Origin of the sequence: Pandoraea sp. NE5 (assembly GCF_024363545.1) — a bacterium.
GTDB lineage: Bacteria > Pseudomonadota > Gammaproteobacteria > Burkholderiales > Burkholderiaceae > Pandoraea > Pandoraea cepalis.
In genome coordinates this window covers 2,631,577-2,657,177 of the sequence record NZ_AP025517.1, presented here as the reverse complement: position 1 = coordinate 2,657,177, position 25,601 = coordinate 2,631,577, and the positions used below count along the sequence as shown (strand labels likewise).

Here is a 25,601-nt window from a genome sequence, read left to right as displayed (position 1 = left end):
ACCGGGAACGCGCCAGTGCGCTGCTGGCGGGAACTTCACCGGCCGTCATGCCACCTTCGCGTAAAACGCGTCGGCATAGATATGGGCGGCATCAACACCGCGCTCGCGCAGCAGCCGGGTGGCGGCGTCGACCATCGGCGGCGCGCCGCACAAATAGGCGCGCCAGCCCGAGAGCGCATCGGGGCCGACGTAATCGGCAGCGAGCGCGTGCGTGACATGCCCCAGGCGGAATCCCGGATTCGGTGCGTCGGGTGCGATGGGTGTGATGGGTGCGCCTGGAGCGTCGGTCGTCGTCACGACATGCAGGCGAATGCCGTCGTGACGCGACGCGAGTTCGCGCAGCCACGTAAGGCCATACACGTCCGCCGGCGAGCGCGCGCCGACATAAATGTCGATGCGGTTGGTCATGCCACGGGCGAGCGCCCCGCGCACGATCGACAGCACCGGCGCCAGGCCGGTGCCGCCGGCGACGCAAAGCATCGGCCCGTCGTGCCGCGTGCGCAGATACGACGTGCCAAGCGGGCCCGATATCCGCACGGCATCGCCGACCTTGAGCTGTTCGTCGACATAGCCGGTCACGGCCCCACCGGGCACCCGGCGGATGTGAAATTCGAGCGTGTCGTCGGCATCGAGTCCGGCCATGGAATATGGCCGGATATGCGCGGGGGTGAATTGCAGCGTGGCGTACTGACCGGGCGAGAAGCTGAGCGGCTTCGCCGTCGTGAGCACCAGGCGCTTGATGTCGTGGGTCAGGGGTTCGATCGCGAGCACCGTCGCCTTGAGAATTTTCGCGGGATGCACGACGACTTCATCGACATCCGGCAAGGCGATCTCGCAGTCGCCGTGGACGGTCGACTGGCACGCGAGCACGTAACGCGCAGGGGATGCCGTGCGCCCCGCCCGCCCCGCCAGACCATCGCCATCGCCATCGTGATGACGATATTCGACGCCTTCGGCTTCGCGCACGGCCCCCGAAACGACGCGACAGCGGCAGGTGCCGCAGCGTCCGGACAGGCAACTGTACGACATCGGGATCTGACGATCGGTGAGGGCTTTGAGCAAATTGTCGCCGGGCGCGACCTCGAAGCGTTCGCCGAGTGGCTGCACGTGAACTTGCATGGGGAGGGTCTCCGTTCTGACGGCACCCGCCTCGGGCACCGCGCGTGGCGTTTGGACGCCGTTTGCAAGAAGCATCTCGCAAGCCGCGTTATAAACCAATAGAATTCAGGTTATATGTCCTATAAATCTCAGTGATTTAACTGAGCATCGAGACGCGTTCCTTCCCATGGACCTGCATTCCGTCGACCTGAACCTGCTGGTGGTCTTCCAGCATCTGTACAACGCGCGACGCGTGTCTCGCGTGGCAGAGACGCTTGGCGTGACGCAACCCGCGATCAGCAATTCGCTCGCGCGCCTGCGCAAGTTGTTCAACGACGAATTGTTCATCCGCACCTCGCGCGGCATGCTGCCGACCCCGATGGCCATCGAACTGGCCGAACCGGTCGCCGCGGCGCTGGATGCGCTGCACGGGGTCTTCAATCGTCAGCTCGCCTTCGATCCGGCAACGAGCCAGCGCGCGTTTCAAATCGCCATGACGGACATCGGAGAAGTGCACTTCCTGCCCAGGCTCATGCACGCGCTTGGCGAGCGGGCACCGGGCATTACGATCAGCACGGTGCGCAATACGGCGGTCAACTTGCAGGAGGAGATGGCGGCGGGTCAGGTGGATCTCGCCGTGGGGCATCTGCCGGATCTGACGACGGAGTTTTTCCAGCGGCGTCTGTTTCGGCAGAAGTATGTGTGCATGTTTCGCCCCGGGCATCCGCTCGACCGACCGGCGACGGCGAGGATGGCGCGCGAGGATTTCGAGCACGCCGAGCAGGTAATGGTGGTCGCCGCCGGCACCGGGCACGGCCGGGTCGACGATTTCATGGCGCGCGCTCACGTACAGCGCAACATCCGGCTGCGCGTGCCGCACTTCGTCGCGCTCGCCGACATTCTGCACGCCACGGATCTCATCGCCACGGTGACGGAGAAGTTTGCCCAGCGCAGCGCGCAGCACTTCGGCTTGCGTTACGTCGACCATCCGCTGGACCTACCGGACGTCCAGATCAACCTGTTCTGGCACGCGCGCTATCACCGCGAACCGGCAAGCCAGTGGATGCGCGCGCTCCTGTTCGAGCTGTTCTCGGAGTGAGGCGGCGAGCTGCCGCCCCGTTCCGAATCACGCGTTGAAACCGCCATCGATGGTCAGGCTGGCACCCGTCACGAAACCCGCCTCGTCGCTGGCGACATAAGCCACCATCGCTGCGATTTCCTCGGGATGCGCATGACGCTTGAGCGCCATCAGGTCGTGCATGGTCGCCGCGAAATCCCCGGTGGCGGGATTCATGTCGGTATTCGTCGGGCCCGGCTGCACGTTGTTGACCGTAATGCCGCGCGGTCCAAGGTCACGCGCCATGCCCTTGACCAGGCCGACCAGTGCCGCCTTGCTCATTGCATACGTCGCGGCGCCCGCAAACGGCATGCGCTCCGCGTTGCACGAGCCGATATTGATGATGCGACCGCCCTCGCCCATGTGCGCAAGTACCGCCTTCGAGGCCACGAACACAGCGCGCACGTTCACATCGAGCATGCGGTCGAATTCCTCCAGCGCAAGGTCGGCCACCGATGCCATCGAAAACACGCCGGCATTGTTCACCAGAATGTCGATCTTGCCGAGCGCGTGGGCGGCGTCGTTGATTGCCTGGGTCAGGGCGGTGGCGTCTGCGGCATCCACATGCAAGGCCATGGCACGCCCGCCGGACGCCTCAATGCGCTCGACCAGATCCTGCGCCGCGGCCTTCGATCCCTTGTATGTGAACGCGACCGCCGCACCGCCGTGCGCGAGCCGCTGCACGATCGCCGCGCCGATACCGCGCGAGCCGCCTGTCACGAAAGCTACCTTGCCTCGAAAGTTCGTTGCCATCTCATTGCTCCATTCGGTTAAGAGGTGAAGCCAGTATCGCGAGCAAATTACACCTCGACTAGACCATAATCCCTATCATCACTTTCAACCCCAGGGAATAGATGAACGATGGACGCCTTGCATCTGATCGAATCATTCGTCCTGAGTGCGCGTGCGGGCAGTTTCTCGGCGGCCGCGCGACGACTGGGGATGACCCCTGCAGCGGTGAGCAAGAATGTGGCGCGGCTGGAGGGGCAGCTCGGCTTGCGGCTGTTTCACCGCAGTACTCGCAGCCTGACACTGACGGCGGGCGGCGAGCGATTCCTGCTGGACGTCGATGGCCCGTTCGCGGCCCTGAACGACGCCTTTTCACGCGCCGCCGAGCGCGAAGGCACCCCGTCCGGGATCCTCAAGGTGAGCGTGGCCCACGCCTTCGGCCGCCAGTATCTCGTGCCGCTGCTGGGTGACTTTCTTGCCCGCTATCCGGATGTCGTGCCGGATTGGCGATTCGACAACCGGGGCGTGGACGTGGTGAGCGAGGGCTTCGACGCCGCGATAGGCGGCGGCATCGAACTCACCCCCGGCGTCATCGCCCGGCGCCTGGCACCGACGTACGCCGTGATTTGCGCGTCGGCCGACTATATGCGCGCGCGTCAGGTACCGGGGCATCCCGCCGAACTCGCGACGTTCGACGCGATCGTCCGGCGCTCCGGAACGTCGGGCCGGCTGCGCGCATGGGATTTGCGAAACGCCATCGGTGAGCGAGTCAACGTCGAGGCGCGAACCCGCATGATTTTCGACGACCCGGAGGCAATGGCGCACGCCGTCACGCTGGGCTATGGCGTGGCGTTGCTACCGATGCCGCATGCCGCGCCCCTACTCGCGTCCGGTCGAATTCAACGGCTGTTGCCGGGCTGGTTCGAGGAATACGGCGGGGTGTCCATCTACTATTCGAACAAGAAACAGCTGCCACTGCGGACACGCGTGTTCGTGGATCACGTTGTCCACGCGTTCGAAGCCCAACGCCTAGCCGCGTATTTCGACGGGCGGTGAGTGGCCTCGACAGCATCGCTCCCCCGTGCGCATTGCGACCAACCATGCGTGAGGCTACCGAGTCGAAGACCGAGCGGGTCGCGCGGATCGGCGCGCTGCGCGCCCGTCCCTTGCGTTACGCGTACGCATGCACTGTAATGAAAGCGTTGTGCCGACGACTTGTGCGGGCAAGGAGAACGCCCACGTGTCGGCCGCAAAAGGGGGGGTTGGGAGGTCCGGCATGGACACCACGACGACCGCATGGCGAGTCATGGTACTCGTCGCGTGCCTGCTGACAGCGGGCGCGGCGCATGCACAGTCAGCGTATCCTCCGCCGACCCTCGCGGTAAGCGTGGGCGTCGGCGAGAAGGTGGCGATCTGGGTACAACCCAACTTCAGTGTGCTGTGCCGCTCGTTGGGCCAGCCGACGTTCGAACTCGACTCGACGCCCGCACTCGGTAAAGTCACGCCGGAATGGATCGACTATGTGGTTCCGGACGGACAACGCTGCGAGACGATGCATTTTCCCGGCATGGTCGTCTGGTATCAGGCGGGATCGTCGCCGGGCACGGACACCGTCGTCTGGACCGTCGGTTTTCCGCGCGAACTGACGAGCCGTGTGCCAAGCACCGGCGACCACCGCGTGAGCACCACCGTCGTCGTGCACTAGGCCGAGCGCTCCCGGACGGAAGCGTCGGCGTTGCCAAACGAGCGGCGGCAAATCAGCGGCAACCCCGTGGCGCGTCACATGTTGGCGATCATCACGTTGCCGAAGCCCGAGCACGACACCTGCGTCGCCCCTCCCATCAGGCGGGCAAAGTCATAGGTCACCTGCTTCGACAGGATCGACTTTTCCATCGACGCGATGATCAGATCCGCCGCTTCCGTCCAGCCCATGTGCCGCAGCATCATCTCGGCCGAGAGAATCTCCGATCCAGGATTCACGTAGTCCTTGCCCGCGTACTTCGGCGCCGTGCCGTGCGTCGCTTCGAACATCGCAACCGAGTCGGACAGGTTCGCCCCCGGGGCGATTCCGATGCCCCCCACCTGCGCGGCGAGCGCATCGGAGATGTAGTCGCCGTTCAGGTTGAGCGTGGCGATCACGTCGTACTCTGCGGGGCGCAACAGAATCTGTTGCAGGAATGCATCCGCGATCGAGTCCTTGATCGTGATCTCCTTGCCCGTCTTGGGGTTCTTCAGTTTGCACCACGGACCGCCGTCGATCTCCATCGCGCCGAATTCGTTCTTGGCGAGCGCGTATCCCCAATCGCGGAATCCGCCCTCGGTGAACTTCATGATGTTGCCTTTGTGAACGATCGTCACCGAGTCGCGATTGTTGTCGATCGCGTACTGAATCGCCTTGCGCACCAGTCGCTCGGTACCCTCGCGCGAGACCGGCTTGATGCCGATCCCCGACGTCTGCGGAAAGCGGATCTTGGTCACGCCCATCTCGTCCTGCAAGAAGGCAATCAGTTTTTTCGCGCCGGCCGATTCCGCCTCCCACTCGATGCCCGCGTAGATGTCCTCGGAGTTCTCGCGGAAGATCACCATGTCGATCTTCTCGGGATGACGCACCGGCGACGGTACGCCCTTGAAGTACTGCACCGGACGCAGACACACATAAAGGTCCAGCTGCTGGCGCAACGCGACGTTGAGCGATCGAATGCCACCGCCCACGGGGGTGGTCAGCGGCCCCTTGATCGATACTACGTAGTCCTTGACAACCTGGAGCGTTTCATCGGGCAGCCATACATCCGGTCCGTAAACGCGCGTCGATTTCTCGCCGGCATAGACTTCCATCCAATGGATCTTGCGCTTCTCGCCGTACGCTTTGGCCACTGCCGCGTCGACGACCTTGAGCATCACCGGCGTAATATCCACGCCGGTGCCGTCGCCCTCGATGTACGGGATGATCGGATTGTCGGGCACGTTCAGGGAGAAATCCTGGTTGACCGTGATCTTCTCGCCTGCCGGGACCTTGATGTGCTGATACGACATGGTGGGCTCCAATGGGATGAATCGGACTGTGCGCGTCAAACGGGGCGAAGGATGCCACCGCTCGCCGCATTACGGCTTTATTGTAGTCACAGCGTTGTAGGGCGCGTTGACGCAAATCAAGTCTTATATAAGACATAAGACTGACGATCTCGATTATGCATTAACATGACGGGGCTGACCAGCGCCGTACGCGCTCGGCGGGCGTAGCGCCATGGGGTCGAGCCCGGGTCGAGCGCCGATCGCGCCCGACGGCATCGGCAACTTCCGATTTTCTTCCCTTGGTATGACACTTCTCGCACTCAACAAGCCCTTCGGCACGATCTGCCAGTTTTCGCCGCATCCGACACGTCCCACGCTCGCCGAGTGCGTGACGCGCCCGGGCGTCTATCCGGCCGGACGGCTCGACGCCGACAGCGAGGGACTCCTGCTGCTCACCGACGACGGTCGTCTGCAGGCCCGCATCGCGGAGCCGGAACGCAAATTGCCAAAGACGTATTGGGCGCAGGTCGAGGGCGAGTACGACGAGGCGGCCGTCGCACGTCTGCGCGCCGGCCTCGATCTGGGCGACTTCGTCACGCTGCCGTGCGAAGCACGCGAGATCGCCGAGCCCGCCCAGCTCTGGCCACGTCACCCGCCGATCCGCTATCGCGCCAGCATCCCGACCCACTGGCTGGAAATCTCGCTCGTCGAAGGCAAGAACCGCCAGGTCAGACGCATGACAGCCGCCGTCGGCAAACCGACGCTGCGACTGGTTCGCATTGCGATCGGCCCGGTTGACGTCTTTTCATTGAAGCTTGCCCCGGGACAATGGTGCGAATTGCCGCAACAAATACTTACACTTCCCGGTCAACGAAGCCGTCGTTCACCTCGTTGAGGGAACAGGTGCGCAACATACGCGCCCATCCGAAACGAGGAAACCAAGTCATGAACAAACTGCTGCTTGCACTGACCGCCGGGCTGATCGTGTCCGGCGCCGCGATGGCCCAACAATCGGCGCCGGCCACGGCGCCCGTCGCACCGGCGGCACCCGCAGCAGCGGCGCCCGCGATGTCGGCACCGGCGGCGGATCGCGCAACCCCCGCGAAAAAGGCCCCCAAACACAAGAAGCATCACTACAAGAAGTATCACCACAAGAAGCCGGCCACCAAGCAACCGGCCGTCGGTAACAAGCCGTAATACGTTTCACCGAAAAAATCCGCGAGCGGGTTGTCAACCGATGTCCTGAACGGACGTTATAGGAAGTGACTCACTTCGCGGGTCAACGAGTACATCACCCCAACATCGAGCTCCAACGAGGAATCTCATGAAAAAACTGATCGCTGCCCTGGTCGCTGGCCTGTTCGCAACGGGCGTGTTCGCCCAAGCTTCGGCTCCGGCCGCTGACGCTGCTGCTCCGGCTGCCGCTACGAAGCCGGCTGCCAAGTCGACCCACAAGAAGGCCCACAAGAAGTCGCACAAGAAGTCGGCCAAGAAGGCTGCTGCTGCTGAAGCTCCGGCTGCTGCCAGCAAGTAAGTACCACGTCGCGCAGCCTCGCTGCGCAACGCATGGTAATAAGCAGGTTGCTCACGCAGCCTGCTTTTTTTTCGCCCGGCGGCTACAATGGCTCGCCACGTACCTGACGTTCCCCCGATCTTTCCAGGAGCCGTTTGTGATCCGGATTCCACGTCAACTGGCCGCGCTCGCCGCCAGCGCCACGTTTGCCGCTACCGCCGCCTTCCTGGCAATCGCGCCGGCCAGCGCCTCGGCACAAATCAAGCAGGCCGGGCAGTTCCCGACCGTTCAGCTCTCCGCCGGCATGTATCTCATCAAGGCCGAGGTCGCCGCGAATGAGGCCGACCGCGAACAGGGCCTGATGTATCGCACGACGATGCCCGCCAACGCCGGCATGCTCTTCGTGTTCGAACAACGCGCCGGTCACTGCTTCTGGATGAAGAACACCGATCTGCCACTGTCGATCGCGTTCCTGGCCGACGACGGCACGATCGTCAACATCGAAGACATGGCGCCGCAGACCGAAGACAATCATTGCCCGCGTGCCGCCGTGCGTTACGCACTGGAAATGAATCAAGGCTGGTTCAAAAGCAAACACATCGGCCCCGGCGCAAAGATCTCCGGCCTGCCGCGCTGAATGATGGCGTTGCGCTCAGTACGCGCCGCTCGATAGCCGCAACGCCGGTCCGAGCGAGCGCTCGAGAAAACGATCCAGCAGCCATGGATCGAAGTGACGCCCGCGCTCCGCGAGCATCGCCTCGACGATCTGCGCGGGACTGAGTGCCGCGCGATACGGACGGTGACTCGCGAGCGCGTCGAACACATCGACCAGCGCTACGATCCGTCCCGCCAGGGGAATACGATTTCCCGACAACGCACCCGGATAGCCACCGCCGTCGTAACGCTCGTGATGCGTGCGGGCGACCGTCGCGGCCAACGCGCAGGCTGCGCCGCCGAGCGTGCTCAGTATGTCGGCTCCTGATTGCGGATGCATGCGCATCACGCGAATCTCATCGGGCGTCAGCTTGCCCGGCTTTTCCAATATCGCGTTCGGAACACACAGCTTGCCGGTGTCGTGCAGCGCGGCGGCGAGCCCGAGGGCCTGCGCCTCGACCGCTGGGATCCCCAACGCTTGGGCGAAACGCCAGGTGAGCGCGCCGACACGCCACATGTGGGTCGCGGTGCCGCCGCGCTTATGTTCGGCCAACCGGAAGAGTGCCCACGCTGCGGGCGGCAGGCTGCGCATGAGACGGGCGTCTGCGAGCCAGTGGCGGTGCGAGTGGGGTTGTGTGCGGTCGTGCGAGGCGTCGCGACCGGTCGCTGCCCGCGAGGCATCGCGGGTGCAAGAGGCGCTCGCCACGGGGATGGCGTGCGTTGGCGCAGGGTCGGGCATACATTGTTCGGTGAGTTTGAAACGCACACTCTAACGACGCGCAGATCCGCAAATATTGATTGCCATCAAGCCCAGGGCAGATGCCTACAGTCTGGCAACCGCAGTAAAAAGAAAGCCCACCGCGAGCGGTGGGCTTTCTTTTTGCCGGTGACGCCGGACGCTCGGGTCGGGCGCCTGACGTCACCTCGTTGGCACGTTGCCGACGTCGACCGGCAACGTCCGGGGCCTCGATTACGCGAAGTTCTTTGCGGCGAAGTCCCAGTTGACCAGGTTCCAGAATGCCTCGACGAACTTCGGACGGGCATTGCGGTAGTCGATGTAGTACGCGTGTTCCCACACGTCGATCGTGATCAGCGGCTTGTCCGCGCCGGTCAGCGGCGTGGCGGCGTTGCTGGTGTTGACGATGTCGACCGACCCGTCGGCCTTCTTCACAAGCCACGTCCAGCCCGACCCGAAGTTGCCGACGGCCGACTTCGAGAAGGTTTCCTTGAACGCGTCGAACGAGCCGAACTTGGCGTCGATGGCCTTGGCCAGATCGCCCGACGGCGCACCGCCGCCCTTCGGCGACAGCGTGTTCCAGAAGAAGGTGTGGTTCCACACCTGCGCCGCGTTGTTGAACACGCCGCCCGACGACTTCTTGATGATGTCTTCGAGGCTGGCGCTTTCGAATTCGGTGCCCTTGATCAGGTTGTTCAAGTTGGTCACATAGGCTTGGTGATGCTTGCCGTAGTGATACTCCATCGTTTCCTTGGAGATGGTCGGCGCGAGTGCGTCGATGGCGTACGGCAGTTCAGGGAGCTTGTGTTCCATGGCGATTGTCCTTTGTGCTCTGAGGGGAACCCGATTTTGCGTTATCCGGAGCCATCGATTCTAGGGCAGATGCGATAACCCCGCAAACCGCACGGTTACTCGCCGGGCCGCACCGGGTGGCTGCAACGCGACGATTGCTGGCCAATACCGCCTGATCGACGCATGATGCCCGCGATTGCCCCGGATTGCCGTACCAAGCCCCGCTAAAAAGTATCGTCTAGCCTGACCTGAACATCACCAATACCCACATCGGCCGCGCCGTCGGCCAGATGCATCGTCACGTGCTGGCCGCGCTGGAGTTTGCGGGGGTCGCGCAACGGCTGTCCCTTGGCGTCGAGCACGGCGGCATAACCGCGCTGCAGCGTGCGGCGCGGGTTGAGCAGCTCGAGTTGCGCCGTGGCATCGGCCAGCCGTTGTACCGAGCGCTCCGTGCGGCGTGACATCGCGTTTTGCAGGCGCTGCGAGAGGAGCGCAACGCGCTCGTGTTGCGGGGCGATGCCGGGCACGGCACGCGTCAGACGCAGGCGCAGCATTTCGAAGCGGCCGCGGCGCTGGGCCAACGGGCGCTCAAGCGCGTGACGCAACCGATCGGCCAAGTGCGCCAGTTCGCCCCGCTGGCGCGCCAGACGCTCGCGCGGCGACACCAGCGCGCGCGACACACTGTCGAGCTGCTGGGCGCGTTGCTCGAGCATGCGCCACATGGCCCGCGTCAGACGTTGGCGCTCACGGTCGAGCTCGCGCAAACATTCGTCGCGCGACGCACTGATCAGCTCCGCCGCCGCCGTCGGCGTGGGCGCCCGAACGTCCGCCACAAAGTCGGCAATGGTGAAATCGGTTTCATGCCCCACACCGGACACCACGGGCAACTCGCTGCGCGCAATGGCATGGGCCAGCACTTCCTCGTTGAATGCCCACAGGTCTTCGATCGCACCGCCGCCCCGGCAAAGCAGCAGGGTATCGACCTCGCGGCGGGCGTTGGCCGTGTCGAGTGCCGCCGCGAGCCGCATGGCGGCATCGGCGCCCTGCACCGGGGCGGGATACACCACGACCGAGACGTGCGGTGCGCGCCGGGCGAGCGTCGTCAACACGTCGCGCAGGGCTGCCGCCTGCAGCGACGTTACGACGCCAATGCGACGGGCATAGCGCGGCAACTCACGCTTGCGCGCCGCGTCGAACAGCCCGGCCGCCGCCAGCTTTTCCTTGAGTCGCAGAAACGCCTCATACAGATTGCCTTGCCCGGCGCGGCGGATCGCTTCGACATTGAGCTGCACCTCCCCGCGCGGTACATACATGGAGAGCAGCGCGCGGACTTCGACCCGATCGCCCTCCTTCGGCGAGAAATCGGCGTGCTGGGCGCGGCCGCGAAACATCACGCAGCGCATTTGCGCTTGCGCATCCTTGATCGAGAAATACCAATGGCCGCTCGCCGCGCGCGTGAAGTTCGAAATTTCACCGCTGACCCATGCCAGGGGGAAGCTCCGCTCCAGCACGCCGGCCACGGCTTTGTTCAAATCCGAAACACTTAGCACGCGATCCGCGCCACCAGCGGGCCGGGCGTCGTCGAAAGATAAGTTCATGCGTGTTTGCCGGCAAAAAACTGTCCACAGGCCCGCTAATTTAAGGGTTTTCTCGCCCGGTCGCCGCATTTTTCCTTCGCCCCGATGCCAAACCCTTGATTTATCGGCCCTTGCGGAGCGCTTCGCGGCGATGCGGCGAAGCGATATCAACGCGATCGTCACGCGATCGCTTGATTCGCCGACATGTTCACATAGTTATCCACAGGCGCGCGGCGATTGACTGGGAATCGTGAGTTTGCGGATATGTTCATTTCTGAAACGTTTTCCTGCCCATTTTTTCATCACGGAGGAAAAAATCACGTCGCATCAATCAGTTGCTGAATGTATCCCAAGCTTTTCCACATCCTTGTGCGCCTGTGGTGTGGAAAACGGTGCTTGCCCATCCCCCCCCTGCAAGCTACAGTTCGGACTCGTTTGCCCGATCCCCCGCAATAAGTAAGAGGTCGTCCTTGTTTGCCGTTATCCAGGCCGCCGGCTGGCCCATCTGGCCGCTTCTCATCGCCTCCGTTTTCGCGCTCGCCCTGATCGTCGAGCGCGCCCTGTCGCTGCGCCGCACCCGCGTGCTGCCGAGCGGCGTGCTCGAAAATGCCATCATGCTCGCCAGGCGTGGTTCGGGCAAGCAAGACGCGACCGACGCGTTGGCGCGCGGCTCGATGCTCGGGCGCGTGCTCGCCACCGGCGTTCGCTACGTCGCCCACAACCCGCAGGGTCCACGTGAAGGCGCGAAAGAAGCATTGGAAGAGACCGGACGTGCTGTCGCGCACGAACTGGAGCGTTTTCTGCCCGCGCTGGGCACCATCGCGTCGGTCGCACCGCTGATGGGCCTGTTCGGCACCGTCGTCGGCATGATCGAAATCTTTGGTGCGCAAGACGCCTCGGGCACGGATCCCGCGCAATTGGCGCACGGCATTTCGGTTGCGCTCTATAACACCGGCTTCGGTCTGATGATCGCGATTCCCGCGATGATCTTCTATCGTTACTACCGCACCCGTGTCGACGCGTTCCTGGTCGAACTCGAGACGCAGGCGGTCCATTTCCTCGATGCCACGCTGCCGCGGCATTGATCCGAGGGACGCACGATGAATTTCCGTCGAGGTCTCTCCACACGCGACGAACCGGAGATCAACCTGATCCCGCTCATCGACGTGCTGCTGGTCATTCTGATCTTCCTGATGGTCACCACGACCTACACGCGCTACACGGCGCTGAAGGTCAACCTCCCGACGGCCGATGCACAGAAGGCCGTCGTGCCGCCACGTCAGATCGTGGTCTCGGTCGGCGCCGACGGCAGTTACGCCATTGACCGGCACGCGCTCGCGCAGCGCGATGTCGCGAGCCTTACGACAGCGCTGCGTCAAGCGGCCGGTCCCGCGAACACCGACGCCGAGTCGCCGGTCGTCGTGATCAATGCCGACGCCAAAAGCGCGCATCAGTCGGTCATCAACGTCATGGAAGCCGCCCGCGAGGCCGGTCTGTCTCGCCTGACGTTCGCCGCACGCTCGACGACGGCCCACGGCGCGGCGGGTCAACCGTCCCGATGACGACACCTTCATCACACCCCAGCCATGCCGCGGGCGTGCGCTCGCGCGCACTGGTGCCGCGTCTGTCGGGCTCGTTGGTGCATTGGGTCAGCGCCCAGTGGCAGCGACGAGGACTCCTCGCCTGGCTGCTGTGGCCGATATCGTGGGTTTTTGCCGCCATGGCGGCCTGGCGGCGCCTGAGCTTTCGCCAGGGATGGAGAACGTCGACGCGGCTGCCGGTTCCGGTCGTCGTCGTCGGCAATCTCACCGTGGGGGGCACCGGTAAAACGCCAGCCGTCATCGCGCTGGTCGGCGCGTTGCGCGCGCTCGGCTATACGCCCGGCGTTCTGTCGCGCGGATACGGGGCAACGCTGCCACGTCCGACCGAAGTCAGTCCAACGGCACGCCCCGACGCGGTCGGCGACGAGCCGCTGCTGATCGCCAAGCGCACGGGGGTGCCGGTGTGGGTGTGGCCGTCGCGTGTCGAAGGTGGCCGCGCGCTGCTGGCCGCGCATCCGGCATGCGACGTCATCGTTTGCGACGACGGCCTGCAACATTACGCGCTCGCGCGTGACGTTGAAATCGCCGTGTTTGACCACCGGCTGGGCGGCAACGGCTTCCTGCTGCCCGCCGGACCGTTGCGCGAACCGCTCTCGCGGCGACGCGACGCCAATCTGATCAACGACCCTTACGGCAAAACGCTCCCCCAGTGGCCCGACACCTGGCGGCTGACACTTACGCTGGGCGATGCCTGGTGCGTGAGCCAGCCGAGCCTGACCCGGGCGCTGGTGCACTTCTCGGGCAAACGCGTGTTGGCGGCGGCCGGTATCGGCGCGCCCGAGCGCTTCTTCGCGGCGCTGCGTGGCGCAGGTCTGCAGATCGAGACGCTGGCGTTGCCCGATCATTACGACTTTGCGACGAATCCGTTCGACGGCGCCGCGGCCGATGCCATCCTGATCACCGAAAAGGATGCAGTAAAATGCGTCACCTGGTCCGACCCACGCGTGTGGGCCGTGCCTGCGGAGGCAGCGCTCGACGCGCGCCTCGTATCCCTGGTAGTGGAGAAATTGCGTGGACAACCGACTGTTTGAGATTCTCGTCTGCCCGTTGTGCAAGGGCCCCCTGGAGTACGACAAGAAAGCCCAGGAGCTGATTTGCCACGCCGACAAGCTCGCTTACCCGATTCGGGACGGCATTCCCGTCATGCTGGCCGATGAAGCGCGCCAGTCCGTCGAAGGTACGCCCGTGCCGCTGAGCGGCGACAAGCCGGCATCGTGAGCGATTCGATGAACACCGTCGACTTTGTCGCCGTCGTGCCGGCGCGTCTCGCGTCGACGCGTCTACCGAACAAGCCGCTCGCCGATATCGGCGGCAAGCCGATGGTCGTGCGCGTGGCCGAGCGGGCGCGCGAATCGGGGGCGTGTCAGGTGGTCGTCGCGACCGACTCACAGCGTGTGGCCGATGCCGTCGCCGCGCACGGCTTCGATGTCGCCCTGACGCGTGCGGATCACCCGACTGGCACCGATCGTCTCGCCGAGGTGGCCGTCCAGCAGGGGTGGCCCGACGACACGATCGTCGTCAATGTGCAGGGCGACGAGCCACTCATCGATCCGCGTCTGGTGCACGCGGTAGCGGCGCATCTGGCCGAGCACCCGGAATGTGCCCTGTCGACGGCGGCGCATCCGATCACCGACAACGCGGAGATCTTCTCGCCGAATGTGGTCAAGGTCGTGCTCGACGCCCATAGCCGCGCCCTCTACTTCTCGCGCGCGCCGATTCCGTGGTCGCGCGATGCATGGTCCGCCGGGCTTGCCCACACCGCAACGTTACCCGCGGCGACCACGCCCGTCTTTCGTCACATCGGGCTTTACGCCTATCGCGCCAAATTCCTGCGCACTTATCCGAGCCTGCCGCAGGCCCCGATCGAAACCGCCGAATCGCTCGAACAACTCCGCGCCCTCTGGCATGGCGAGCGCATTGCCGTGCTCGTGACTGCCGACGCCCCGCTGCCGGGCGTGGACACAGCGGATGATCTCGAACGCGTTCGCGCGCTGCTGCGGAACTAACGCCCGATCCAGCACGAATGCCGGCGTTGGCACGCCGGCCAATCGCTCGCGCGCTTGTCCCGGAAATCGCACCGGTACGACGCCCATTGGTTGGCAAAACGCCGCCAGACGGGCTCATCGTGGCATAATCGCTCTGATTCTCGCGAGCAGCCTCCCCGGCCGCGCGCGACGCGCCCTGCCGACGCGTCGCCTGCGCGCAGCGCGGTTGGCCGGTCACACGACCCGCAACCGCCGCCGAATCCCGGGGACGCGCCTGCCTGCCGCACGCACAGCATTCACAAATCACAAACTTTCAGGAGTCATTGATGCGTCTGATTTTGTTGGGGGCACCCGGGGCCGGCAAGGGCACCCAAGCCACTTTCATCAAAGAGAAATTCGGCATCCCGCAAATCTCGACCGGCGACATGCTGCGCGCCGCGATCAAGGAAGGCACTCAGCTTGGCCTCGAAGCCAAGCGTTACATGGACGCGGGCGACCTCGTGCCGGACGCCGTCATCATTGGCATGGTGCGTGAGCGCCTGAGCGCCGACGACTGCAAAAGCGGCTACCTGTTCGACGGCTTCCCGCGCACGATTGCGCAGGCGGAAGCCATGAAGGACGCCGGTGTCGCCATCGACTTCGTGCTCGAGATCGACGTGCCTTTCGACGAAATCATCACACGCATGAGCGGTCGACGCACGCATCCGGCATCGGGTCGTACGTACCACGTCACGTTCAACCCGCCCAAGGTCGAAGGCAAGGACGACGTGACCGGCGAACCGCTCGTGCAGCGCGACGACGACAAGGAAGACACCGTCAAGAAACGCCTGAGCGTGTACGAATCGCAAACCAAGCCGCTCGTGGCGTACTACTCGGATTGGGCGAAGCATGGCAGCCCGGGCGCGACCGTCGAGGCACCGCAGTATCGCAAGATCTCGGGGCAAGGCAGCGTGGACGAAATTCGTGCGCGCGTGTTCGAGGCACTGAAGTAAGCACGCGAGCGTCGCCCCTTTGACTCCGTGCGGCATTCGCTGCGCCCGGGGTCAGGTCGGCGCGAACGACGACGTAGAGAAAGGCGGCCAGATCACCCTGGGCCGCCTTTTTTGCCAATGTCATGGAGTGTCGCTCCCGGCGCATCAACGGGGTGAGTCGAATTGCCGCAACGCAACAAACTGTCGTTACGGCGATGACTACAATGGAAATCCGAACGCACTTGCGGTCGGTTCAATCGCCGAGGCTGTCGGTGGCGATCCCGCGTTCTTCCCGTCCCCATGGCAGGAGGCTGGCATGAAATCACTGGCGCAACAGATGTCGTTCTACCAGCGCTATCACCGCAGTCCCAAGAATCGTCTGACCCATTTCTTCGGCGTTCCCATGATCATGCTGGCCGTGATGCAGGCGCTCTCAGCGCTGCCGCTAGGCCCGAGCGGCTTGAATGTCGCGCATGTGATCGTGCTGGTGCTGCTGATGTATTACTTCCTGCTCGATGTCCCGCTGGCACTTGCCATGACGGCCTTCTTCGCCGCGCTGCTGGCCATCACACAGCACCTGGCCACCTTGTCGTGGCCGTGGGCGCTGACCGTCTTTGGCGTGCTGTTCGTCGGCGGCTGGATCGTTCAGTTGATCGGCCATCATTTCGAGGGCCGCAAGCCCGCGCTGCTCGATAACGTCTTCCAGATCTTTATCGCACCGATGTTCCTGATGGCCGAGGTGTTCTTTCACTTCGGCTACAAACCCGGTCTGCAACGACGCGTCCAGGAATTGGCGGCACAGTCGGCGTAATGGCCCGCGCGTCCCGACGAACGACGCGCGATGTCGCAGCGCCAGCCGACACGGCGGGCGTTTTGCCTTAGAGACGACGGAAACGACAGGGGGAGAACAGGAAGCGCCGGTCGTTATCCGTGACTGCCCGGACGACGGCTCAGGTCGTCGAGAATCTGCCGAATCGCATTGGCGTCTTCGGCATCGGGGCGCGTGCCCAGGTAGTGCTCAAGGTCGTCCTGCGCCGGACGTACCAGCCCAAGGCGAGCATAGGCCAGCCCGCGATCGCGCTGCTCGACCGGCTGGTCGGGCAAGACGAGCACCATGCGTTCCTGCACCGCAAGCACGCGTTCCCATCGCTCGTTCTGCGTGTAGATCGCTCGCAGATTGCGCAACATCCGCGCAAGAATTTCGCGCGGCGTGGCGGGCTCCAGGAAGGGGTGCAGCAACGCCCAAAGCGCCAACTCCTGAATCGGCTCGGCGCTCTCGTCGCGATAGTGCTTCAGATAGGGCTCGACCATTTCGAGCAGTCGCTGCGGCGAAAGCGAGTTGCCCGAAATCGGGTCGATGACCACGTCGCCGGCCGGTACCGCAAGCCGTAGCAGGAAATGCCCCGGGAACGACAAGCCTCGCAGCGGCAGGCCGATCTGGTGCCCAATCTCCATGCAAAGCACGGCCAACGAAATCGGAATGCCGCGACGCCGGTCCAGCACCACATGCAGATGACTGTTGTCCGGATCGTAGTAATCGTTCTGGTTGACGGAGAACCCGAGTTCGCGGAAGAAGAAATGATCGAGCAACTGGAGCTTCTGCAGGGGCCCGGCGTCGGGCGGCAGACGCTTGGCCAGACGCGCGGCGAGCGCGTCGATCCGGGTCAGCGTGTCCTGAACGTCGAGATCGGGATAGACGTCTTGCGCGATGGCGATGGCCGCTTCGGTCAGCGGTAGACCGTCGTCGGACGCGACCAGCGCAGCAAAATACTCGAGAAATCGATTCGCCATGCGGTATCCGTGAAGTCCACCGTGCCAGTGGCGCGCGAGCGAATCGCTAGCGAGTGCGTCGGCGGAAGAACGAGAAGTTGAAACCCATGAGGAATAATGCCCCGAAATACACCACCGCGCATAGCACCAGACTGGCGCCAAGCAGCGCAATGCGCGAGAGCGGGCGCGCGCCCATCGCCACCCAGTCGAAGCTTTGGGTGAACCACAGCAGCAAGCCCGCCAGAATCAGGCAGGCGGCCAGCAATTGCACGAAGAACAGACGCCATCCGGGCGCCGGCCGGTAGATACCACGCTTGTAAAGCCCCGCGAACAGCAACACCGCGTTCATGCACGCGCCCACGCCGATCGACAGTGAAAGCCCCGCATGGGCGAACCACCGAACGAAGAGCAGATTGGAGAGCTGCGTGGCAACGAGCACCACGACGGCGATCTTCACCGGCGTCTTGATGTCTTGCTTGGCATAGAAGCCGGGCGCCAGAATCTTGATGAGAATCAGGCCAACCAGCCCGACGCCATAGGCGGTCAGCGCGTGCGCCGTCATCGCGACGTCGGTCGCGTCGAAACGGCCATATTGATAGAGCGTTGCGGTCAGCGGCTCGGCGTAGACGAACAGCGCGACGGCACTCGGCATCGCCAGCAGGAAGGTCAGGCGCAGCCCCCAGTCCAGCAAGGCTGAATACTCGGCGCCATCGCCATCGGCATGGGCGCGCGAGAGGCTCGGCAGCAGGATCGTGCCCAGCGCCACACCGAGCAATGCCGTCGGAAACTCCATCAGCCGGTCGGCATACGCCAGCCACGACACGCTGCCCTGCGCGAGGCGCGACGCGATGTTCGTGTTGATGATGAGGCTCACCTGCGCCACCGACACGGCCAGCGTGGCCGGCACCATCTTCGCCAATACCCGCTTCACGCCGGTGTTACGCAACGCCGCCGCGATATTGATCGTGATGCGCGGCAACATGTCGATGCGCGCGAGCGCCGGGAGCTGGATGACCAATTGCAGCACGCCGCCAACGATCACCGCGAAGGCCAGCGCGTAGACCGGCTTCGCCAGATGCGGCGCGACCCACAGCGAGGCGATGATCGAACAGAGATTGAGCAGCACGGGCGCGAACGCGGGCATCGAGAATCGCCGCCACGTATTGAGCACGCCGGCGGCAAGGGTCGTGATCGAGATGAGCGTGATGTATGGGAACATCACGCGCGTCATGAACACGGCCGAGTCGAACGTGCCGTTCTCACGCGAGAGCCCGGTCGCGACGGCATAGACGACCCCGGTCGCGCCGAGCACCCCGGCAATCGTGATCGCCAGCAACCCCCAGAACAGCACGGTGGTCACTGAATCGACGAGGGTTCTCGTCTCCTCATGACTGCGCTGCGACTTGAATTCGGCCAGAATCGGCACGAAGGCCTGCGAAAACGCACCTTCGGCGGACAGGCGGCGCAGCAGATTGGGGATGCGGAATGCGACGTTGTAGGCGTCGGTCATGGGACCGGCGCCAAACATGCGTGCAATAAGGATTTCACGGACCAGACCGGTGATGCGCGAGAGCATCGTGAAACCGCTGACCGTAGCGAGAGCTTTGAGCAAATTCATGTTGCGCGTATTATACGCACAGCATTGCAGCAAAGAAGTTGCAATTTCCATTGGCGTTCGGCTATAATCGACGGTTTCGAAGTCAATGGATTGCTTCCTGGCCACCGTGTCTCCCAGGGAGCCGAGCCAAACTGCATAGAAGCCGCATCAGGCGGAGCAATTCAAGGAATTCACCGAACATGGCAAATACCGCACAAGCACGCAAGCGCGCGCGTCAAACCGTTAAGATCAACGCCCACAACTCGGCACTGCGCTCGCGTCTGCGCACGGCAGTCAAGGCGGTCCGCAAGGCCATCGCCGCTGGCGACCCCACCGCTGCCAAGGAAGTGCTGCGCAAGTCGGCCAAGACGATCGACATCATCGCTGACAAGAAGATCGTTCACAAGAACACCGCCGCTCGTCAAAAGAGCCGCCTGTCGGCCGCCATCAAGGCGATGTCGGCTGCTGCCTAACCGCGCAAGCGGTCAAGCAGACTCAAGTTGCTTGCCGGTTCCGATTTCGGTCGGAACACAAAAAAAGCCCGCTTCGTGCGGGCTTTTTCTTTTCGCTGAAGCCAAAGAACGCCGACCACACTCACGCGACGCGCGCGCCAGCCACTGTACGGCTGCGAGAGAATCCGGGACGAATGCGTGAATGGCGTGAACCACGAGGCCGGTCACCGCGCGACGGGCGACGACGGGGTAGAACGACGGTGAGTCGGGGCCAAAGGCCCGACACTCACGTCTGGCCGCAAAACGGCCAAGGGGATTACTTGACGTCGGGAACGAAGCAGGCTTCGGTCAGTTGCAAGTCGTTGTCACGCGCAAAATTCATCACGAAATCGAAAGCCATCGGCTCGATGTCGCGCAACCGCTCGTCAACAACGACGCATTTGACGTCGCCCACCATGATCGGACGCACATAGGGGGAGTACTGCATGTATGCGTTCGGGCCGGTATCGCGCCGGCCACAAAACGACACGGCGCCGCACAGACGTTCCGCCCAGTCACTCGGACGGAACTTCTTGCCACCCCGGGTGAGCCCCTGGATGAAATACTCGCGCGCGGAAACCTGGTCGGTCATATCGCTCAATCACCTCAAAAAGCACCTGGCCAGCCATACGCGGGTAGCGTCGCTGACAGAGACAGTATTATATCTTATATAAGACTCAAACCTGTCCCCCACCCTCGCTGCCGATGTTTTTTTCGGTCTTGCCAGCCGTTTTTGGCCGTGCAGCATCGCGCTCGATCATACGCTTTTCGTGTGACGGCAAAACGATTTGGTAGACTAGCGGCTGTTCCCCTGATGCCAGCAACCGGTAGAACACCTTCACGCGCCTGACCGGGGGACAGGCCTCAAGGCTTGTTCGTCGTGCCGCCAGCGAGAGAGTTCCCTTTGAATTCCCGCGCTATCGGCCTCCAGCAGAACATCCAAATGACCACCGCCAAACCCATCAAGCATTACCTTCAGTTTTCGGATTTGACGCTCGACGAGTACGACTACGTGCTTGAGCGCACCCGCATTCTCAAGAAGAAATTCAAGAACTACGAGACCTACCACCCGCTTCACGACCGCACGCTGGCGATGATTTTCGAGAAAAGCTCGACACGCACGCGACTCTCGTTCGAAGCCGGGATTCACCAGTTGGGTGGCCACGCCGTGTTTCTGAACACGCGCGACACGCAGCTTGGCCGTGGCGAGCCTATCGAAGACGCGGCCCAGGTGATCTCGCGAATGACCGACATCATCATGATTCGCACGTTCGGTCAGGAGATCATCGAGCGCTTCGCGCAGCACTCGCGCGTACCGGTGATCAACGGCCTGACCAACGAATATCACCCGTGTCAGGTGATGGCGGACATCTTTACGTTCTACGAGCATCGCGGCCCGATCAAGGGCAAGACCGTGACTTGGATCGGTGACGCGAACAACATGTCCTACACGTGGATACAGGCCGCCGAGATCTTCGGCTTCCAGTTCAACATCTCGACACCGCCCGGCTACCGCCTCGATCAGGCGATGGTGGCCGAGTCGAGCCGCCCGTTCGTGCGCGAGTTCGACGACCCGCGCGAGGCCTGCGAGGGCGCGGACCTCGTGTCGACCGACGTCTGGACGAGCATGGGCTATGAAGCGGAGAACGAGGCACGAAAAGCGGCCTTCGCTCAGTGGTGCGTGAACGCCGACCTCATGCAGCGCGCCAAACCGGACGCACTGTTCATGCACTGCCTGCCCGCGCACCGTGGCGAGGAAGTGTCGGCCGACGTGATCGACGGCGCCCAAAGCGTCGTCTGGGACGAAGCCGAGAACCGTCTGCACGTGCAGAAGGCGCTCATGGAATACCTGATGCTCGGTCGCGTCTAACGCGTCGATCAGACCACGCCCGGACCAGCGCAACGCCGTCCGGGCGCGTTATCTTTGGCCACCGCGCCAGCGCCTCCCCCGTACGTCCTCCGCACCTCCCTCGCGTCACCTTCGCGTCACGCTCGCCGCCCGCTCCAACATCCGGCATCCCCACCGCGACCAACGTTCCGCTATCATCGCTCACGCGCAGGCGTCCCTCGTTGACGCGCGCTTCATCACCGCACGTTGTAGTCGTTACCCTCCGTCAGAACATTTCGCAATTTGCACCACAACGAGGCAAATTCGTTGTGCATCGCACAAAATGCAGACGGGTGGACGTTCGAAACGTGCTAGCATGAATTCACGTTTGCCCCGTTGGGGGCAGGCTTATCGACCCATCATCGCGACTTTCCATCGCATTCGACTCCGCATTCGGTCATGACGCAAAACGCAACGCAGTTCGACAACGTTTCCGTAATCAAGCGCGCCAACACCTATTTCGACGGCAAGTGCGTGTCGCACACCGTGCTGTTCCCGGACGGCACGCGCAAGACGCTGGGCGTGATTTTCCCGGCTATGCTCCAGTTCGGCACCGATGCGCCCGAAATCATGGAAGTCACGAGCGGCCGCTGCCGCATCCGTCTGGCCGGTCAGGCCGAGTGGCAGGAATACGCCGCCGGTCAGCAGTTCTCCGTGCCGGGCAACAGCAAGTTCGATATCGAGGTCTTGGAGACGCTCGATTACGTCTGCCATTACGGCTAACCGACCGGCCAGCATCGCGACTGCGCGGGGGGGTCTCCCCCGGCGTCGCCCTCTCGGCCGGTTCAGCGCGGCCCGGCGCCGCTACTCACTATGTCGCGTCTGCCCCCCGAATCCGCCGACGATGCTTCCGGCGACCGAGCTGATGCCCCCCCTGCCGATGCGCAGGCCGCGGCTTCGACCACCTCGCTGTCCTCTCACTCGGTGCCGGCCGAATCCGCTGCCGAATCAGTGAACGGCACGAGCACCGATCTCGAGCCGACCGACGTACCGTTGCTCCCGCCAGATGGCCTCACCCGGCCGGCACGTACCGGCAACGCGCCCCAGAAATCCGCCACGCCTCGCGCTCGCAAGCGCACCTCCGCCACGGATGCGCCGAGCGACGCCCTCTCGGCCAAGGGCGGTGCGCAGACGCCTGAGGCTCCCCGTACGCGCGCCCCCGCCAAATCCACGAAACCCTCACGCGGCCGCTCCGCGAAGCGAAAAGGCATCGACCTGGGGCTGCAAGGGGGCGGTGCGCATGGGGCCTACACCTGGGGCGTGCTCGACAAATTGCTGGAAGACGGACGCCTCGAGTTCGAAGGCATCAGCGGCGCGTCCGCAGGCACGATGAACGCCGTCGTACTGGCGCACGGCCTGCTTGATCGTCCGGGTGTCGACCCGCGCGAGAAGGCGCGTGAGGCGCTGCACAGCTTCTGGCTCGGCGTGTCGCAGGCAGGTTCCTCGGCAACCGCCTGGGCGCAGACCGTCTTCAGTTGGCTCAACGGCCGTCCGACCGAATACCCGGTCTGGCACGACTGGATGCAGAGCATGCAGCAATGGATGACACCGTTCGCGCAGCCCCCGGCCGAAATCAACCCGCTGCGCACCGTGCTCGAAGCGCAGGTCGATTTCGAACGGTTGCGCGAAAGCACCGCGACGCGCCTGTTCGTGTCTGCGACCAACGTCCGCACCGGCAACATCCACATCTTTCGCACACACGAAATCACGCTCGACGTCGCGATGGCGTCGGCGTGTCTGCCGTGGCTCTTCAAGCCGGTGAAAATCGACGAGGATTTTTACTGGGATGGCGGCTATCTCGGCAACCCGCCGCTCTATCCGTTTTATTACGAGACGCTCACGAGCGACATCCTGATCGTGCACATCAACCCGATCGAGCGCAAAGAGAAACCCGTGCTGCCGGGGCAGATCATGAATCGCGTGAACGAGATCACGTTCAATGCGTCGCTGCAGCGCGAATTCCGTGCCATTTCCTTCGTGCACAAACTGCTTGACGAGGGATGGCTCAAGCCCGAGTTTCGCAAGCGTCTGAAGTACCCGCTGATTCACTCGATTCGCGCGGACAAGGCGCTGTACGACTTGTCGTCATCGACGAAATTCGTGACCGACTGGCACTTCCTCACCACGCTGCGCGACCGTGGCCGCGAGGCGGCGAGCCGTTGGCTCGATGCGCACTTCGACGACGTCGGCGTGCGCTCCACCGTCGACCTGCGGCGCGATTACCTGCAGCGCCTGCCCGACGCCACGTCGATCAAAGCATGAGCGGTTCGGGCTCGAGCGCGATACCGAAGCGCTCCTGCACGCTGGCCTGTATGGCGCGCGCGAGCGCCACGATCTCCGCGCCGCTGGCGCCGCCTCGATTGACGAGCACGAGCGCTTGACGCTCATGCACGCCCGCGTGGCCGAGCGACTTGCCGCGCCAGCCGCATTGGTCGATCAGCCAGCCCGCGGCGACTTTCCAGGCGCCGTCCGGCTGAGCATAGCCGACCGCTTCCGGAAACCGCTCGCGCAGTGCGGCAAACGTTGCGGCGTCGACCACGGGGTTCTTGAAGAAGCTCCCGGCGTTGCCGAGTTCGGCCGGATCGGGCAGTTTGCGGCGGCGAATGTCCGCCACGGCCTCGAAGATCTGCCGCGCATTCGGCTGCGCGATGCCCGCCTGGGCGAGCGTGTGCGACACGTCCGCGTAGCCCGTCACGGGCTGCCACGGCTGTGGCAGCCGCAATGTGACCGAGACGATGAGGTAACGCCCGGGTTCGCGCTTGAACAGCGAATCGCGATAGCCGAACGCGCACGCCTCGCGGGTGAGGGTGACGAATGCGCCCGTGGCCGTATCGAGCGCGCGCACCTCGGCGAAGCGCTCGGCCAGTTCCAGCCCGTAGGCGCCGATGTTCTGAATCGGGGCAGCCCCGAGGGTGCCCGGGATCAGGGCGAGATTTTCCAGGCCAGGACAATCCTGCGAGAGCGTCCAGTCGACGAAGTCGTGCCAGACCTCGCCGGCGCCGCCGCGCACATAGCGCGCGTGCGCGTCGTCGGCGAGCCGCTCACGGCCGCGAATCGCCATCCGGAACACCACGCCGTCGAAGTCGCGCGTGAGCACCACATTGCTGCCGCCGCCGAGCACGAGACGCGGCAAGCCTGCGAGTTCGGGCATGGCGAGCGCATCGAGAAGCGCCGCTTCGCTGTCGATCGTCACGACAAAGCGGGCGGAGGCGGGCAGGCCGAAGGTATTGAAGTCGCGCAGGCTGACGTCGCGTTGCAACTGAGGCATGAAGTCGGGAGAAATCAGTGGGTGATCCGTGGGGCCGCCGTCCCGGACAGCGCCCGGAAGGGACACCGGAGCGACGGCTGAATTACAATGTCGGGCGAAAGAATTTTGCGCACCATTATAGCGGCCACGCGGCCGAGGTTCGCGCTGCCCGCATGACCCGGTCGTCCCGTCCGGGTGCGCCGGCGCCACCATCCCCCGTGCGGCATGCCCGGCGCGCCATTTCACGAACCCTTTACCTTTCAGGAGAGCCAGATGCCATCGTTCGACGTGGTTAGCGAAGCCAACATGATTGAAGTCAAGAACGCCATCGAGCAGGCCAACAAGGAAATCTCGACGCGATTCGACTTCAAGGGATCGGACTCGCGAATCGAGCACAAGGAGCAGGAACTCACGCTGTTCGCCGACGACAACTTCAAGCTCGAGCAAGTCACGCAGGTGCTCATCAGCAAGATGGCCAAGCGCAACGTGGACGTGCGCTTCCTCGACTACGGCAAGGTCGAGAAGATCAGCGGCGACAAGGTCAAGCAGGTCGTCAAGGTGAAGAAAGGCGTCGAAGGCGATCTGGCCAAGAAGATCGTGCGCGTGATCAAGGACAGCAAGATGAAAGTGCAGGCGAGCATCCAGGGCGACAGCGTGCGCATCGCGGGCGCCAAGCGCGACGACCTGCAAAGTGCCATGGCCCTGCTGCGCAAGGACGTGACCGACACTCCGCTCGACTTCAACAACTTCCGCGACTGACAGACGCGCGCCGCAGACAAGCAAAACCCGCAGACTCGCTGCGGGTTTTGTATGGGTCGAGGCC

General features: G+C 63.8%; 29 protein-coding genes. 19 read left to right on the top strand and 10 right to left on the bottom strand.

The features are described from left to right. Window positions 1-45 precede the first annotated feature (45 nt). Window positions 46-1,119 (bottom strand): 2Fe-2S iron-sulfur cluster-binding protein, encoded by a 1,074-nt coding sequence (locus tag PanNE5_RS12200; protein WP_261938055.1) that lies wholly within the window; start codon window positions 1,117-1,119, stop codon window positions 46-48. 166 nt (window positions 1,120-1,285) lie between these two features. Here PanNE5_RS12200 and PanNE5_RS12195 point away from each other — a divergent pair, with 166 nt between their 5' ends. Next, a complete protein-coding gene (locus PanNE5_RS12195) occupies window positions 1,286-2,197 on the top strand; it encodes a LysR family transcriptional regulator (protein ID WP_017232764.1) in 912 nt (303 codons plus the stop codon). 27 nt (window positions 2,198-2,224) lie between these two features. On the opposite strand, the gene PanNE5_RS12190 is transcribed toward PanNE5_RS12195, so the two are convergent. Continuing rightward, complete coding sequence (locus PanNE5_RS12190; RefSeq protein ID WP_261938054.1) at window positions 2,225-2,968, bottom strand: SDR family oxidoreductase; 744 nt, start codon at window positions 2,966-2,968, stop codon at window positions 2,225-2,227. Between the two features lie 108 nt (window positions 2,969-3,076). Between PanNE5_RS12190 and PanNE5_RS12185 the strand changes: the two genes are divergently transcribed. Both PanNE5_RS12185 and PanNE5_RS12180 read left to right on the top strand, forming a co-directional pair. Next, entirely contained in the window at window positions 3,077-4,000 is a 924-nt protein-coding gene (locus PanNE5_RS12185) for a LysR family transcriptional regulator (protein ID WP_017232762.1), read from the top strand. A 220-nt stretch (window positions 4,001-4,220) separates the two neighbouring features. After that, window positions 4,221-4,649: a hypothetical protein gene (locus tag PanNE5_RS12180; RefSeq protein ID WP_017232761.1), complete on the top strand. Its 429-nt coding sequence runs from the start codon at window positions 4,221-4,223 to the stop codon at window positions 4,647-4,649. A gap of 74 nt (window positions 4,650-4,723) precedes the next feature. Here PanNE5_RS12180 and icd read toward each other — a convergent pair whose 3' ends face one another. Further along, window positions 4,724-5,977, bottom strand: coding sequence for an NADP-dependent isocitrate dehydrogenase (icd, locus tag PanNE5_RS12175; protein ID WP_261938053.1), 1,254 nt, complete (start codon window positions 5,975-5,977; stop codon window positions 4,724-4,726). A 283-nt stretch (window positions 5,978-6,260) separates the two neighbouring features. Here icd and PanNE5_RS12170 point away from each other — a divergent pair, with 283 nt between their 5' ends. From PanNE5_RS12170 to PanNE5_RS12155, 4 genes are all read left to right on the top strand, one after another. Further along, entirely contained in the window at window positions 6,261-6,851 is a 591-nt protein-coding gene (locus PanNE5_RS12170) for a pseudouridine synthase (protein ID WP_261938052.1), read from the top strand. A gap of 50 nt (window positions 6,852-6,901) precedes the next feature. After that, window positions 6,902-7,153 carry a hypothetical protein gene (locus tag PanNE5_RS12165; protein WP_150562625.1) on the top strand — a complete coding sequence of 84 codons (252 nt, stop codon included), beginning with the start codon at window positions 6,902-6,904 and terminating at the stop codon, window positions 7,151-7,153. Between the two features lie 127 nt (window positions 7,154-7,280). Next, entirely contained in the window at window positions 7,281-7,490 is a 210-nt protein-coding gene (locus tag PanNE5_RS12160) for a hypothetical protein (RefSeq protein WP_130026851.1), read from the top strand. 136 nt (window positions 7,491-7,626) lie between these two features. Continuing rightward, entirely contained in the window at window positions 7,627-8,106 is a 480-nt protein-coding gene (locus tag PanNE5_RS12155) for a DUF192 domain-containing protein (protein WP_410007527.1), read from the top strand. 15 nt (window positions 8,107-8,121) lie between these two features. On the opposite strand, the gene PanNE5_RS12150 is transcribed toward PanNE5_RS12155, so the two are convergent. The 3 genes from PanNE5_RS12150 to xseA all read right to left on the bottom strand — a co-directional run bounded on the left by PanNE5_RS12150 (window position 8,122) and on the right by xseA (window position 11,249). Next, window positions 8,122-8,862 carry an HD-GYP domain-containing protein gene (locus PanNE5_RS12150; RefSeq protein ID WP_157211385.1) on the bottom strand — a complete coding sequence of 247 codons (741 nt, stop codon included), beginning with the start codon at window positions 8,860-8,862 and terminating at the stop codon, window positions 8,122-8,124. A 231-nt stretch (window positions 8,863-9,093) separates the two neighbouring features. Then, window positions 9,094-9,672 (bottom strand): superoxide dismutase [Fe], encoded by a 579-nt coding sequence (sodB, locus tag PanNE5_RS12145; RefSeq protein WP_017232754.1) that lies wholly within the window; start codon window positions 9,670-9,672, stop codon window positions 9,094-9,096. Window positions 9,673-9,875: 203 nt separating this feature from the next. Next, window positions 9,876-11,249, bottom strand: a complete 1,374-nt coding sequence (gene xseA / locus PanNE5_RS12140; RefSeq protein WP_261938051.1) for an exodeoxyribonuclease VII large subunit — start codon at window positions 11,247-11,249, stop codon at window positions 9,876-9,878. Window positions 11,250-11,698: 449 nt separating this feature from the next. Between xseA and PanNE5_RS12135 the strand changes: the two genes are divergently transcribed. From PanNE5_RS12135 to PanNE5_RS12105, 7 genes are all read left to right on the top strand, one after another. Next, window positions 11,699-12,313: a MotA/TolQ/ExbB proton channel family protein gene (locus PanNE5_RS12135; protein ID WP_261938050.1), complete on the top strand. Its 615-nt coding sequence runs from the start codon at window positions 11,699-11,701 to the stop codon at window positions 12,311-12,313. A 15-nt stretch (window positions 12,314-12,328) separates the two neighbouring features. After that, a complete protein-coding gene (locus tag PanNE5_RS12130) occupies window positions 12,329-12,790 on the top strand; it encodes an ExbD/TolR family protein (protein ID WP_261938049.1) in 462 nt (153 codons plus the stop codon). Then, window positions 12,787-13,860, top strand: a complete 1,074-nt coding sequence (gene lpxK / locus PanNE5_RS12125; protein WP_261938048.1) for a tetraacyldisaccharide 4'-kinase — start codon at window positions 12,787-12,789, stop codon at window positions 13,858-13,860. The genes PanNE5_RS12130 and lpxK overlap by 4 nt, the downstream gene beginning before the upstream one ends. Further along, the gene (locus tag PanNE5_RS12120; protein ID WP_017232748.1) at window positions 13,841-14,047 is read left to right on the top strand and encodes a Trm112 family protein; all 207 of its coding nucleotides are present in this window, start codon (window positions 13,841-13,843) and stop codon (window positions 14,045-14,047) included. The genes lpxK and PanNE5_RS12120 overlap by 20 nt, the downstream gene beginning before the upstream one ends. An 8-nt stretch (window positions 14,048-14,055) precedes the next feature. Beyond that, window positions 14,056-14,835 (top strand): 3-deoxy-manno-octulosonate cytidylyltransferase, encoded by a 780-nt coding sequence (kdsB, locus tag PanNE5_RS12115; RefSeq protein WP_130027944.1) that lies wholly within the window; start codon window positions 14,056-14,058, stop codon window positions 14,833-14,835. Window positions 14,836-15,140: 305 nt separating this feature from the next. Further along, complete coding sequence (gene adk, locus PanNE5_RS12110; RefSeq protein ID WP_261938047.1) at window positions 15,141-15,806, top strand: adenylate kinase; 666 nt, start codon at window positions 15,141-15,143, stop codon at window positions 15,804-15,806. Between the two features lie 295 nt (window positions 15,807-16,101). Further along, window positions 16,102-16,596: a DUF962 domain-containing protein gene (locus tag PanNE5_RS12105; RefSeq protein ID WP_261938046.1), complete on the top strand. Its 495-nt coding sequence runs from the start codon at window positions 16,102-16,104 to the stop codon at window positions 16,594-16,596. Window positions 16,597-16,709: 113 nt separating this feature from the next. Here PanNE5_RS12105 and PanNE5_RS12100 read toward each other — a convergent pair whose 3' ends face one another. Further along, entirely contained in the window at window positions 16,710-17,576 is an 867-nt protein-coding gene (locus PanNE5_RS12100) for a SirB1 family protein (protein WP_017232744.1), read from the bottom strand. Window positions 17,577-17,622: 46 nt separating this feature from the next. Further along, on the bottom strand, window positions 17,623-19,173 hold the full coding sequence (gene murJ / locus PanNE5_RS12095) for a murein biosynthesis integral membrane protein MurJ (RefSeq protein ID WP_026131734.1): 1,551 nt from the start codon (window positions 19,171-19,173) through the stop codon (window positions 17,623-17,625). A gap of 179 nt (window positions 19,174-19,352) precedes the next feature. Between murJ and rpsT the strand changes: the two genes are divergently transcribed. Continuing rightward, complete coding sequence (rpsT, locus tag PanNE5_RS12090; protein ID WP_017232742.1) at window positions 19,353-19,625, top strand: 30S ribosomal protein S20; 273 nt, start codon at window positions 19,353-19,355, stop codon at window positions 19,623-19,625. Window positions 19,626-19,920: 295 nt separating this feature from the next. Here the strand turns inward: rpsT and PanNE5_RS12085 are convergent, their stop codons facing one another. Further along, the gene (locus PanNE5_RS12085) at window positions 19,921-20,235 is read right to left on the bottom strand and encodes a DUF3579 domain-containing protein (protein WP_017232741.1); all 315 of its coding nucleotides are present in this window, start codon (window positions 20,233-20,235) and stop codon (window positions 19,921-19,923) included. Between the two features lie 351 nt (window positions 20,236-20,586). Here PanNE5_RS12085 and argF point away from each other — a divergent pair, with 351 nt between their 5' ends. The 3 genes from argF (at window position 20,587) to PanNE5_RS12070 (ending at window position 23,793) form a co-directional block, all read left to right on the top strand. Next, complete coding sequence (argF, locus tag PanNE5_RS12080) at window positions 20,587-21,513, top strand: ornithine carbamoyltransferase (protein WP_017232740.1); 927 nt, start codon at window positions 20,587-20,589, stop codon at window positions 21,511-21,513. A gap of 417 nt (window positions 21,514-21,930) precedes the next feature. After that, complete coding sequence (locus PanNE5_RS12075) at window positions 21,931-22,254, top strand: pyrimidine/purine nucleoside phosphorylase (RefSeq protein WP_017232739.1); 324 nt, start codon at window positions 21,931-21,933, stop codon at window positions 22,252-22,254. A 90-nt stretch (window positions 22,255-22,344) separates the two neighbouring features. Further along, window positions 22,345-23,793, top strand: coding sequence for a patatin-like phospholipase family protein (locus tag PanNE5_RS12070; RefSeq protein ID WP_315973433.1), 1,449 nt, complete (start codon window positions 22,345-22,347; stop codon window positions 23,791-23,793). On the opposite strand, the gene murB is transcribed toward PanNE5_RS12070, so the two are convergent. Then, entirely contained in the window at window positions 23,783-24,799 is a 1,017-nt protein-coding gene (gene murB / locus PanNE5_RS12065) for a UDP-N-acetylmuramate dehydrogenase (protein WP_017232737.1), read from the bottom strand. The genes PanNE5_RS12070 and murB overlap by 11 nt on opposite strands. Before the next feature lie 252 nt (window positions 24,800-25,051). Between murB and PanNE5_RS12060 the strand changes: the two genes are divergently transcribed. After that, window positions 25,052-25,537 (top strand): YajQ family cyclic di-GMP-binding protein, encoded by a 486-nt coding sequence (locus tag PanNE5_RS12060; protein ID WP_017232736.1) that lies wholly within the window; start codon window positions 25,052-25,054, stop codon window positions 25,535-25,537. The last annotated feature ends 64 nt before the right edge of the window (window positions 25,538-25,601 follow it).

Excerpts from the sequence above, each read along its gene's own strand:
- PanNE5_RS12200 (WP_261938055.1), bottom strand. The coding sequence starts at position 1,119 with ATGCAAGTTCACGTGCAGCCACTCGGCGAACGCTTCGAGGTCGCGCCC.
- PanNE5_RS12195 (WP_017232764.1), top strand. The coding sequence starts at position 1,286 with ATGGACCTGCATTCCGTCGACCTGAACCTGCTGGTGGTCTTCCAGCAT.
- PanNE5_RS12190 (WP_261938054.1), bottom strand. The coding sequence starts at position 2,968 with ATGGCAACGAACTTTCGAGGCAAGGTAGCTTTCGTGACAGGCGGCTCG.
- PanNE5_RS12185 (WP_017232762.1), top strand. The coding sequence starts at position 3,077 with ATGGACGCCTTGCATCTGATCGAATCATTCGTCCTGAGTGCGCGTGCG.
- PanNE5_RS12180 (WP_017232761.1), top strand. The coding sequence starts at position 4,221 with ATGGACACCACGACGACCGCATGGCGAGTCATGGTACTCGTCGCGTGC.
- icd (WP_261938053.1), bottom strand. The coding sequence starts at position 5,977 with ATGTCGTATCAGCACATCAAGGTCCCGGCAGGCGAGAAGATCACGGTC.
- PanNE5_RS12170 (WP_261938052.1), top strand. The coding sequence starts at position 6,261 with ATGACACTTCTCGCACTCAACAAGCCCTTCGGCACGATCTGCCAGTTT.
- PanNE5_RS12165 (WP_150562625.1), top strand. The coding sequence starts at position 6,902 with ATGAACAAACTGCTGCTTGCACTGACCGCCGGGCTGATCGTGTCCGGC.
- PanNE5_RS12160 (WP_130026851.1), top strand. The coding sequence starts at position 7,281 with ATGAAAAAACTGATCGCTGCCCTGGTCGCTGGCCTGTTCGCAACGGGC.
- PanNE5_RS12150 (WP_157211385.1), bottom strand. The coding sequence starts at position 8,862 with ATGCCCGACCCTGCGCCAACGCACGCCATCCCCGTGGCGAGCGCCTCT.
- sodB (WP_017232754.1), bottom strand. The coding sequence starts at position 9,672 with ATGGAACACAAGCTCCCTGAACTGCCGTACGCCATCGACGCACTCGCG.
- xseA (WP_261938051.1), bottom strand. The coding sequence starts at position 11,249 with ATGAACTTATCTTTCGACGACGCCCGGCCCGCTGGTGGCGCGGATCGC.
- PanNE5_RS12130 (WP_261938049.1), top strand. The coding sequence starts at position 12,329 with ATGAATTTCCGTCGAGGTCTCTCCACACGCGACGAACCGGAGATCAAC.
- lpxK (WP_261938048.1), top strand. The coding sequence starts at position 12,787 with ATGACGACACCTTCATCACACCCCAGCCATGCCGCGGGCGTGCGCTCG.
- kdsB (WP_130027944.1), top strand. The coding sequence starts at position 14,056 with ATGAACACCGTCGACTTTGTCGCCGTCGTGCCGGCGCGTCTCGCGTCG.
- adk (WP_261938047.1), top strand. The coding sequence starts at position 15,141 with ATGCGTCTGATTTTGTTGGGGGCACCCGGGGCCGGCAAGGGCACCCAA.
- PanNE5_RS12105 (WP_261938046.1), top strand. The coding sequence starts at position 16,102 with ATGAAATCACTGGCGCAACAGATGTCGTTCTACCAGCGCTATCACCGC.
- PanNE5_RS12100 (WP_017232744.1), bottom strand. The coding sequence starts at position 17,576 with ATGGCGAATCGATTTCTCGAGTATTTTGCTGCGCTGGTCGCGTCCGAC.
- murJ (WP_026131734.1), bottom strand. The coding sequence starts at position 19,173 with ATGAATTTGCTCAAAGCTCTCGCTACGGTCAGCGGTTTCACGATGCTC.
- rpsT (WP_017232742.1), top strand. The coding sequence starts at position 19,353 with ATGGCAAATACCGCACAAGCACGCAAGCGCGCGCGTCAAACCGTTAAG.
- PanNE5_RS12085 (WP_017232741.1), bottom strand. The coding sequence starts at position 20,235 with ATGACCGACCAGGTTTCCGCGCGCGAGTATTTCATCCAGGGGCTCACC.
- argF (WP_017232740.1), top strand. The coding sequence starts at position 20,587 with ATGACCACCGCCAAACCCATCAAGCATTACCTTCAGTTTTCGGATTTG.
- PanNE5_RS12075 (WP_017232739.1), top strand. The coding sequence starts at position 21,931 with ATGACGCAAAACGCAACGCAGTTCGACAACGTTTCCGTAATCAAGCGC.
- PanNE5_RS12070 (WP_315973433.1), top strand. The coding sequence starts at position 22,345 with ATGTCGCGTCTGCCCCCCGAATCCGCCGACGATGCTTCCGGCGACCGA.
- murB (WP_017232737.1), bottom strand. The coding sequence starts at position 24,799 with ATGCCTCAGTTGCAACGCGACGTCAGCCTGCGCGACTTCAATACCTTC.
- PanNE5_RS12060 (WP_017232736.1), top strand. The coding sequence starts at position 25,052 with ATGCCATCGTTCGACGTGGTTAGCGAAGCCAACATGATTGAAGTCAAG.